At 76.9% G+C, this 9,126-nt stretch carries 9 protein-coding genes; 6 read left to right on the plus strand and 3 right to left on the minus strand.

What is annotated here, in order from left to right; all coding sequences use genetic code 11:
• Positions 1 to 206: 206 nt before the first annotated feature.
• Both hisH and DQ238_RS15965 read left to right on the plus strand, forming a co-directional pair.
• Positions 207 to 845, plus strand: coding sequence for an imidazole glycerol phosphate synthase subunit HisH (gene hisH / locus DQ238_RS15960; RefSeq protein WP_113782243.1), 639 nt, complete (start codon positions 207 to 209; stop codon positions 843 to 845).
• A gap of 68 nt (positions 846 to 913) precedes the next feature.
• Positions 914 to 3,217, plus strand: coding sequence for a M20/M25/M40 family metallo-hydrolase (locus DQ238_RS15965; RefSeq protein WP_199506392.1), 2,304 nt, complete (start codon positions 914 to 916; stop codon positions 3,215 to 3,217).
• Between the two features lie 33 nt (positions 3,218 to 3,250).
• On the opposite strand, the gene DQ238_RS15970 is transcribed toward DQ238_RS15965, so the two are convergent.
• Positions 3,251 to 3,613, minus strand: a complete 363-nt coding sequence (locus DQ238_RS15970; RefSeq protein WP_113782245.1) for a DUF1707 domain-containing protein — start codon at positions 3,611 to 3,613, stop codon at positions 3,251 to 3,253.
• Positions 3,614 to 3,732: 119 nt separating this feature from the next.
• Positions 3,733 to 4,356 (minus strand): nitroreductase family protein, encoded by a 624-nt coding sequence (locus tag DQ238_RS15975; protein WP_233496012.1) that lies wholly within the window; start codon positions 4,354 to 4,356, stop codon positions 3,733 to 3,735.
• Between the two features lie 110 nt (positions 4,357 to 4,466).
• Here DQ238_RS15975 and priA point away from each other — a divergent pair, with 110 nt between their 5' ends.
• Genes priA through hisF form a run of 3 tightly spaced genes read left to right on the plus strand, consistent with a single transcriptional unit; the run spans position 4,467 to position 6,351 of the window.
• Positions 4,467 to 5,198, plus strand: a complete 732-nt coding sequence (gene priA, locus DQ238_RS15980) for a bifunctional 1-(5-phosphoribosyl)-5-((5-phosphoribosylamino)methylideneamino)imidazole-4-carboxamide isomerase/phosphoribosylanthranilate isomerase PriA (RefSeq protein WP_113782246.1) — start codon at positions 4,467 to 4,469, stop codon at positions 5,196 to 5,198.
• Positions 5,195 to 5,584 (plus strand): Rid family hydrolase, encoded by a 390-nt coding sequence (locus DQ238_RS15985; RefSeq protein WP_113782247.1) that lies wholly within the window; start codon positions 5,195 to 5,197, stop codon positions 5,582 to 5,584. Before priA ends, DQ238_RS15985 begins: the two co-directional genes overlap by 4 nt.
• The gene (gene hisF / locus DQ238_RS15990) at positions 5,581 to 6,351 is read left to right on the plus strand and encodes an imidazole glycerol phosphate synthase subunit HisF (RefSeq protein WP_113782248.1); all 771 of its coding nucleotides are present in this window, start codon (positions 5,581 to 5,583) and stop codon (positions 6,349 to 6,351) included. The genes DQ238_RS15985 and hisF overlap by 4 nt, the downstream gene beginning before the upstream one ends.
• A gap of 76 nt (positions 6,352 to 6,427) precedes the next feature.
• Here the strand turns inward: hisF and DQ238_RS15995 are convergent, their stop codons facing one another.
• On the minus strand, positions 6,428 to 7,045 hold the full coding sequence (locus tag DQ238_RS15995; RefSeq protein WP_113782249.1) for a TIGR03085 family metal-binding protein: 618 nt from the start codon (positions 7,043 to 7,045) through the stop codon (positions 6,428 to 6,430).
• A gap of 182 nt (positions 7,046 to 7,227) precedes the next feature.
• On the opposite strand from DQ238_RS15995, the gene DQ238_RS16000 reads away from it, so the two are divergent.
• Complete coding sequence (locus tag DQ238_RS16000) at positions 7,228 to 9,015, plus strand: ABC transporter ATP-binding protein (RefSeq protein ID WP_113782250.1); 1,788 nt, start codon at positions 7,228 to 7,230, stop codon at positions 9,013 to 9,015.
• Positions 9,016 to 9,126 lie beyond the last annotated feature (111 nt).

Raw genomic sequence — 9,126 nt, forward strand, 5'->3', positions numbered from 1 at the left:
CCGCGCAACCGTTCACGGAGCTGGCGCGGGGCCGGAGGGGCGGACATGCCCCGAGGGTGCCCGGACCCGCGGGCTCACGAGCCGAACCTCGCCGGGTCCTGTCGGAGGAGCACGGCCGTGTGCGAGGCCGACGCGGTACGGCCTGTGCGACGACCGCCACCTCGGGCCCGTCGGCCGCCCGCCTCCTGCCACGTACCGTGGCAGGGGTGAAGAAGGTCGTCGTCCTCGACTACGGCTCGGGCAACCTGCGCTCGGCCGAGCGCGCGCTGGCCCGCGTCGGCGCCGACGTCACGGTGACCGCCGACCGGCAGGCCGCGCTCGAGGCCGACGGGCTCGTCGTCCCGGGGGTCGGCGCCTTCGCCGCCTGCATGGACGGGCTGCGCGCCGTCGACGGGCCGCGCGTGATCGGTCGCCGGTTGGCCGGCGGCCGGCCGGTGCTCGGGGTCTGCGTCGGCATGCAGGTGCTGTTCGAGCGCGGCGTCGAGCACGGCCACGACGCCGAGGGCTGCGGGGAGTGGCCCGGCGTCGTCGAGCAGCTGAAGGCCCCGGTGCTGCCGCACATGGGGTGGAACACCGTCGAGGTGCCCGAGGGCAGCGCGCTCTTCGCCGGCCTCGCGGACCAGCGCTTCTACTTCGTGCACTCCTACGGCGTGCGCCACCTCCCGCTCGGCGCCGAGGGGCCGCCGTCCCCGCTCGCGAGCCCGATGGTCACCTGGGCCGAGCACGGCGACCGTTTCGTCGCCGCGGTCGAGAACGGCGCCCTGTCGGCGACCCAGTTCCACCCGGAGAAGAGCGGCGACGCCGGCGCCCAGCTGCTGACCAACTGGCTCGGCACGCTGGACTGACGCCGGACCGGAGCCGGTCGGCCGCCTAGGGTGACGCCGTCCCGTCCCGGCGTCCCGCGGAGGTGCGTGTGCCCGCCGAGCAGCCCCCACCCCGCGGACGACGCCTCGCCGGTCTCGTCGTCGTGGCGCTCCTCCTCGGCCTGACCGGCTGGTCGGTCGCCGCGCTCGGGCCGCCGAGCCCGCTACCCCCCGATGCCCCCGCCGACCGGTTCAGCGCCGCCCGCGCGTTCGAGCACGTCCAGCGCGTGGGCGCCCGTCCGCACGTCGCCGGCAGCGCCGCGGACGCCGACGTCGTCACCTACCTGGTCGACACGCTGACCGGCCTCGGCCTGGACACCCGCGTCCAGACCGCGGTGGGCGCCCGACCGTCCGGCCCCGGAGCCGCCGAGATGGCCACGGTGCGCAACGTCGTCGCCGTGCTGCCCGGCAGCGACCCGGCCGGGCGGCTGTTCCTCGTCGCCCACCACGACTCGGTCCAGACCGGGCCGGGCGCCAGCGACGACGGCGCCGGCGTGGCCGCGCTGCTCGAGTCGGTCCGCGCCCTCGCCCAGGGGCCGCGGCCGCGCAACGACGTCGTGGTGCTGTTCACCGACGCCGAGGAGGCCTGCCTCTGCGGCGCGGAGGCGTTCATCGCGTCGCACCCGCTCGCCGGCCAGGGCGGCGTGGTGCTCAACTTCGAGGCACGCGGCACCGGCGGCCCGCCGGTCATGTTCCAGACCTCGCCCGGCAACTCGGGCCTGGCCGCGGTCTTCGCCGGCGCGGCGCCCCACCCGGTGGCCACCAGCTTCGCCGTCGAGGTCTACCGCGCGCTGCCCAACGACACCGACCTCACCCCGTTCCTCGACGACGGTCGGTTCACCGGGATGAACACCGCTTTCGTCGACGGCGCCGCCGCCTACCACACCCCACAGGACACCCCCGACCGGCAGGACCCGGCGAGCCTGCAGGCCATGGGGGACAACGCCCTGGCGCTGGCGCGCGCGCTCGGCGACCGCGACCTCGCCACCCTGGCCGGGCCGGCAGCCGGCGACGCCACCTACCTGCCGGTCCTCGGTCGGCTGGTCCGCTACCCGGGGTCGCTGGTCTGGCCCCTGGCGGCCGCCGCCGCCGCCGCGGTCCTGCTGCTCGTCGGGGTGCTCGCCCGGCGGGGAACCAGCTCCCCCGGCCGGACGGCGGCGGCGACCGGCCTCGCCCTGCTGCCGCTGGCCGCCGCGCCGCTGGCGGTGCACGGCCTGTGGCTGCTGCTGGTCGCCGTCCGGCCGGGCTACCGCACGGTGCTCGACCCCTGGCGGCCCGGCTGGTACCGGCTCGCCGCCGTCGCACTCGTCCTCGCCGTCGTCCTGGCCTGGTACGGACTGCTGCGCCGTCGGGTCGGCGCCGCCGCGCTGGCCGCCGGCGCCCTGGTGTGGCTCGCGGTCCTGGGAGTGGTGCTGGCCGCGCTGGCGCCGGGCGGCTCCTACCTGGCGGCGCTGCCCGCGCTGGCCGGAGCGCTGGCCGGGCTGGTCCGCGCACCGGGGCTGCGTCCGGTCGCGGTCCTGCTCGCCGGTGCGGTCGCGGTCGTCGTCCTGGCGCCGACCGTGGCCCTGTTCCTCCCGGCGCTGGGGATGTCCGGCGCGGCCGCGCCGTCGGTCGTCGTGACGCTGGGCGCCCTCGCGCTGCTGCCGGCCGTCGAGCTGCTCCTCGCCGACGGGCGCCGGCTCCCCGCCGCCGTGCCGGGGGTCGCCGTCGTCGCCGCGGTCGCCTGCACGCTGGCCGGGCTGTCGGTCGACCGGTTCGACCCCCGGCACCCGATCCCCAGCCAGCTGGCCTACGTCCTCGACACCGACGCCGGCCGGGCCTGGTGGGCCACCACCGAGGCCGACCCGGGCGAGTACACGTCCCGCTACGTCCGCGGCCCGTCGCAGCTACCGGCGGCGTACCCGTACCCGGGTGGGGACGACGTGTCGAGCGGGCCGGCCCAGGTCGCGGCGCTGCCCGCCCCGCGGGTCGAACCGGTCGCCGAGCGGCTCACCGGTGGCCGCCGCGAGATCACCGTGCGGGTGATCCCGCAGCGGGAGGGCGTGCGGCTCCTGGCCCTCGATCTGGACGCCGGCGAGGGCACCGTCGTCGCGGCCCGCGCCGAGGCCCGTGACGTGCCGGAGGCGGCGCTCGGCGGGCACCGCCTGCGGGTGACCTTCTCCGCGCCGCCGGCCGACGGCGTGGAGCTCCGGGTCACCGTCGAGGGCGGCGGCCCGCCGGACCTGCTGGTCGTCGACGGTAGCGACGGCCTGGACGGCCTGCCCGGCTTCGTGCCACGGCCCGCGGACGTCGACGCCGCCGGGTCGCACAGCTCGGACCTGGTGCTGGTCTCGGCCACCGTCGCGCTGGGCTGAGCGACCGCGGCCGGCGGGCCCGGGCCGCGGCGCTCACCAGCGCCGGCTCCACCGCCGGTGCCGGAGGAACACCACGAGCAGCAGCAGGGCGAGGACCGGGGGAGCGCCGTGCACGAGCGCCACCACCGACCAGACCAGGACCATCGCCACGAGGACGGCGACCGCCGCCCGCGGGGCCCACGCCGGCGGGCCCGGCGCCCGACGGGCCGGTGGCGGCTCGGCGGGGAGGTCGGCCAGCAGCGGCGGGAGCTCGTCGAGGTGCACCGCCGCGTGCGCGCGGGCCGCCCGCTCGTCGTACTCGCCGACGGTCAGCCGCCCCTCGGCGAGGTTCCGGCCGAGCCGCTCCACCACCCGCTGCCGGTCGGCGTCCCCCGCGCGCATCCGCGATGGCTCCATGTCGCCCGCCTCCTCCGTCTCCCGGCCCCATGCTCCGCCGCGCAGCGGTACGCCGTCGTCGGCGCGGGAGCGGCTGTGCGCCTACGCGGCCCGACGTACGGGCCAACGTCCCGGGGCGGTCACCAGTGCCCGCGGTGCACGACCTCCTCGACGCCGCGCCGACCGCGCCGCAGGGACGGCGACCGGCGGTCCTCCCCGCCCGGGTAGCCCACCGAGAGGCAGCCGACCGGCCGGTGGCCGTCGGGGACGCCGAAGGCCTCCCGGAAGGCGTCCACCCGATCGGCGGGGACGCCGAAGAAGCAGGCGCCCAGCCCCTCGTCGACCGCGGTCAGCAGCACCAGCAGGGCCGCCATCCCGGTGTCGACGTCCCAGTAGGGAACCGGCCAGCGCGCCTCGTCACGGTCGGTCCAGCCCTTGTCCGGCTCGGCGTAGCGGTCCAGGTAGGCCGCCCTGCACGACAGCGCCACGATCAGCAACGGCGCCCGGCGCATCCGGGTGAGCCAGCCGTCGGGTGTCCCGCCGGTCGTGGTCACCGTCCAGAAGCGATCCCGCTCCTCGGGGGTCTCGAGCACCAGGAACGCCCAGCCCTGGGTGAACCCCGCCGACGGCGCCCGGATCGCGTGCTCCAGCAGCCGCTCCCGCACCTGCGGCGGCACCGGCCGGTCGGGGTCGTAGTCGCGCACCATGCGCCGCCGGCGGACGACGTCGGCGAACTCCACACCGCCACCCTGCCAGGCCGCCACCCTGCCACCCCGCCGCGGCGCCCCGGGGAACGCGGTGCCGCAGCGCCCGCACGCCGCCACCCTCCGGCCGGTGACGCGGGCGACAGGAGGGACGTCACTAGCCTGAGGGCGTGCCGAAGCTGCAGCTGCTGCCCGCCGTCGACGTCGCCGACGGCCAGGCCGTCCGGCTCGTGCAGGGGGAGGCCGGCAGCGAGACCTCCTACGGCGACCCCCTCGAGGCGGCGCTGACCTGGCAGCGCGACGGCGCCGAGTGGGTGCACCTGGTCGACCTCGACGCCGCCTTCGGCCGGGGCAGCAACCGTGCGCTGCTCGCCCGCGTCGTCGGCGAGCTCGACGTCGACGTGGAGCTCTCCGGCGGCATCCGGGACGACGCGTCGCTGGCCGCGGCGCTGGCCACCGGCTGCCGGCGGGTCAACCTGGGCACTGCCGCGCTGGAGTCGCCGGAGTGGTGTGCCGCGGCCATCGCCGAGCACGGCGACCGGATCGCCGTCGGCCTCGACGTCCGCGGCACCCGGCTGGCCGCCCGCGGGTGGACCCGCGAGGGCGGCGAGCTCTACGAGACCCTCACCCGGCTCGACGCCGAGGGCTGCGCCCGCTACGTGGTCACCGACATCACCAAGGACGGCACGCTGCGCGGACCCAACCTCGACCTGCTGCGCGAGGTCTGCGCCGCCACCGACCGCCCGGTCGTCGCCTCGGGCGGGGTCAGCTCCCTGGACGACGTCCGGGCGCTGGCCCGGCTCACGCCGGTGGGCGTGGAGGGCGCCATCGTGGGCAAGGCCCTCTACGCCGGCGCGTTCACCCTGCCCGAGGCGCTGAAGGTGACCGAGGAGTTCGCGTGAGCACGGTGCGGCTGGGCTCCGGCGGGCCCTGGGAGGACGTCGTCGGCTACAGCCGCGTCGTCGTGGTGGGGGACCAGGCCTGGGTCAGCGGCTGCACTGCCACCGTCGACGGCGAGGTCGTGCACCCCGGCGACGTGGGCGCCCAGGCCCGGGTGGCGTTCTCGGTGCTCGTCCGGTCGCTGGAGAGCGCCGGGTTCAGGGCTGCCGACGTCGTCCGCACCCGCATGTACGTCACCGACACCAGTCGCTGGGAGGAGGTGGGCCGGGTGCACGGCGAGGTCTTCGGCGCCGTCCGGCCGGCCACCGCGATGATCGGCGTCGCCTCGCTGCTGCACCCCGACATGCTGGTCGAGGTGGAGGCCGACGCGGTGCGGGGCGCGTCGTGAGCCTCGCCGTCCGCGTCATCCCGTGCCTGGACGTCGACGCCGGCCGGGTGGTCAAGGGGGTCAACTTCGTCGACCTGCGCGACGCCGGCGACCCGGTCGAGATGGCCCGCGTCTACGACGCCGAGGGTGCCGACGAGCTGACCTTCCTCGACATCACCGCCAGCTCCGGCGACCGGGAGACCACCTACGACGTCGTCCGCCGGACCGCGGAGAGCGTGTTCATCCCGCTGACCGTCGGCGGCGGTGTGCGGTCGGTGGCCGACGTCGACCGGCTGCTGCGCGCGGGCGCGGACAAGGTCGCGGTCAACACCGCCGCCGTCGCCCGGCCCGAGCTGATCGGCGAGATCACCGACCGCTTCGGCAACCAGGTGCTGGTGCTCTCCCTCGACGCCCGGCGCTGCCGCGACGGCGCGGTCACCGACTCCGGCTTCGAGATCACCACCCACGGCGGGCGGCGCGGCACCGGCCGGGACGCCGTCGAGTGGGTGGTGCGGGCCGCCGAGCTCGGCGCCGGCGAGGTGCTGCTCAACTCGATGGACGCCGACGGCACCCAGGCCGGCTTCGACACCGAGCTGATCCGGGCGGTGCGCCGCGAGGTCACCGTGCCGGTGGTCGCCAGTGGGGGGGCCGGGGAGCCGGAGCACTTCCCGCCGGCGGTGGCAGCCGGCGCCGACGCGGTGCTGGCCGCCAGCGTCTTCCACTTCGGCAAGCTGCGCATCGGCGAGGTCAAGGCCGCGCTCGCCGGCGCCGGTGTCCCCGTGCGGTGACATCGTCGTCCTACCGGACGACACCGCGTCCAGGTGCCCAGAAGGACCCCTCCGGGGCACACTGGGCGCGACACCGTCAGCCGGTGGTGACCCGGGCGGCGTCCCGGCGGCCGCTGGCCCACAGCAGCAGCTCCAGCGGCTCGCCCGAGACGACCGTCTCCGGCGTCCCGCTGCCGAACCGCCTCTCCTCGCCGGGCGCGTCGCTGCGGCGCAGCACCAGCGCACCCGGGACCTGGCCGGCGGCGACCCGGCCGAAGAGGCCGAGGGCGCGCCAGAGGCGGTCCTGCGCCGCCCGCGGCAGCGGCCGCGGCGCCCAGCCCGGCTGGGCGCGGCGCACGTCCTCGTGGTGCACGACGTACTCGACCGTGTCGAGCGCCCCGGCCACCGGTGGCCAGGCGGCCGGCAGCCAGGGGGGCGGGCCGGAGCGCACGCGGTCGACCAGTTCGGCGTAGGGGGTCCCGGTCCGCAGCCGGTCCTCCACGCGGTGCGACCAGGCGGCCAGCGGCCGGCCGACCGGCGTCGTCTCCAGCGCGAACCCGGGCACCGCGTCGGGACGGCGGTCGCGGGTGACCAGGTGCGCGGCCAGGTGGGCGGTGTCCCAGCCCTCGCACAGGGTGGGCGCGTGCGGCCCCAGCTCGTCGAGCAGGTCGGCCAGCTCGGCGCGCTCGGCGGCCGCGAGGGAGCGAGTCGTCACACCGCGGGGGTTACCGACGTGGACGGGCCGGGAAACGGGCCGGCCGAACCGTCCCGGCCGAGCTCGTCGGACCGTCCGGTGCCCGTCGGCCCGTCCGGCGCCGGCAGTCCGTGCGACGCCCGTTAGCGGGTCTAAGCACCGCGTACAGTCGGTGATCCCGCCCTGTCCACGTGAGGAGCGCCGTGCCCCGCCGCCGCCGAGACGCCGTGGTGCGGCGCGGCCTGCGCCACGTCGGGCGCGCGATCGCCGAGCAACCCGGCATGTTCACCCTGGCCTTCCTCGCCAGCTGCCTCTACGGCGGGATGACCGTGGCCAGCGCCTACGTCGTCGGCGGGATCACCGACCGCGTCGTCCTCCCGGCGTTCGCCTCGGGCGCGACCACCACGGCGGCGCTGACGCTGGCCGTCGCCGCCTTCCTCGGCGTCGCCGTCCTCAAGATCGCAGGCATCCTCGGCCGGCGGCTGTTCGCCGGCATCATGGGTTACCGGCTGCAGGCCGACTACCGGCGCCGGGTCACCGGTCAGTACCTGCGGCTGCCCCTGTCCTGGCACCAGCGCCACCCGACCGGGCAGCTGCTGTCCAACGCCAACTCCGACGTCGAGGCCGCCTGGTTCTTCGTCGCGCCGCTGCCGTTCGCCTGCGGTGCGGTGGTGATGATCGCGATCACCGTGGTCGCGCTGGTGGCCACCGATCCGTGGCTGGCGCTGGTCGGCCTGGTCGTCTTCCCCGCGGTCTTCGCGGTCAACGCCGTCTACTCGCAGGTGATGAGTCCGCGGGTGCAGCGGGCGCAGCAGCTGCGCGCCGAGGTCAGCGAGATCGCCCACGAGAGCTTCGACGCCGCCCTGGTGGTCAAGACCCTCGGCCGGGAAGACGTCGAGACCCGCCGGTTCACCGCCCGCGCCGAGGAACTGCGCGACGGCCTGATCGCCGTCGGCCGGGTGCGCGGCCTGTTCGACCCGCTCATGGAGGCCCTGCCCAACCTCGGCACGCTGGCCGTGCTGCTCATCGGCGCCGGACGGGTGGCCGACGGCGCCGCCGACGCCGGCGACCTGGTCTCCATCGCCTACCTGTTCACCCTGCTCGCCCTGCCCATCCGCGCCATCGGCTGGGTGCTGGCCGACCTGCCCCGCGCGCTGGCCGGCTTCGACCGGGTCACCCCGGTGCTCGACGCCACGGGAGAGGTCCCGCACGGCGCCGAGGCCGCGGCCGGCGGCAGCGGCGGCGCCTCCCTGGCGCTGCGCGACGTGGGGTTCGCCTTCGACGACGACGACGGCGCCCGGCGGCCGACCCTCTCGGGGGTGAGCTTCGACGTCCCCGCCGGCAGCACGGTCGCCGTCGTCGGACCGACCGGGTCGGGCAAGTCCACCCTGGCCGGGCTGCTGGTCCGGCTGGTCGACCCGGCCACGGGGTGGGTGCTGCTCGACGGCGCGGACCTGCGGACGCTGCGGGAGGGCGAGGTCAGCGGCCAGGCGGCGTTCGTCCCCCAGGGCACCTTCCTCTTCGACGACACCGTCCGCGGCAACGTCACCCTCGGCGCCGACCTGCCCGACGACGCGGTCTGGGCGGCGCTGCGGGTGGCCGCGGCCGACGACTTCGTGCGCCGGCTGCCCGACGGGCTCGACACCCGGGTCGGGGAGCGGGGCGCCACGCTGTCCGGCGGGCAGCGGCAGCGGATCGCGCTGGCCCGCGCCGTCGTCCGCCGTCCCCGGCTGCTGGTGCTCGACGACGCGACCAGCGCCGTCGACCCCGCCGTCGAGGCGCGCATCCTCGACGCCCTCCGCAGCGCCGACCGGCCCTCCACCGTCGTCGTGGTCGCCTACCGGCAGGCCACCATCGCGCTGGCCGACGAGGTCGTCTGGCTCGAGGGCGGCCGGGTGCTCGCCCGGGGCAGCCACGAGGAGCTGCTGGCCGAGGTCCCCGGCTACGCCGCCCTGGTCCGCGCCTACGCCCAGCCGGAGGTGGCGGCGTGAGAAGCCCTGTGTCAAGCCGCCTGCCGTTGATCTTGGTTGAGGATGCGTTGCAGGGCGTTGTGTCGGGCGGGGTCGTAGGCTTCGCCGGCTTGCCAGCAGTGCCAGATCACG

Source organism: Geodermatophilus sp. TF02-6, from assembly GCF_003319115.1.
Lineage (GTDB): Bacteria > Actinomycetota > Actinomycetes > Mycobacteriales > Geodermatophilaceae > Geodermatophilus.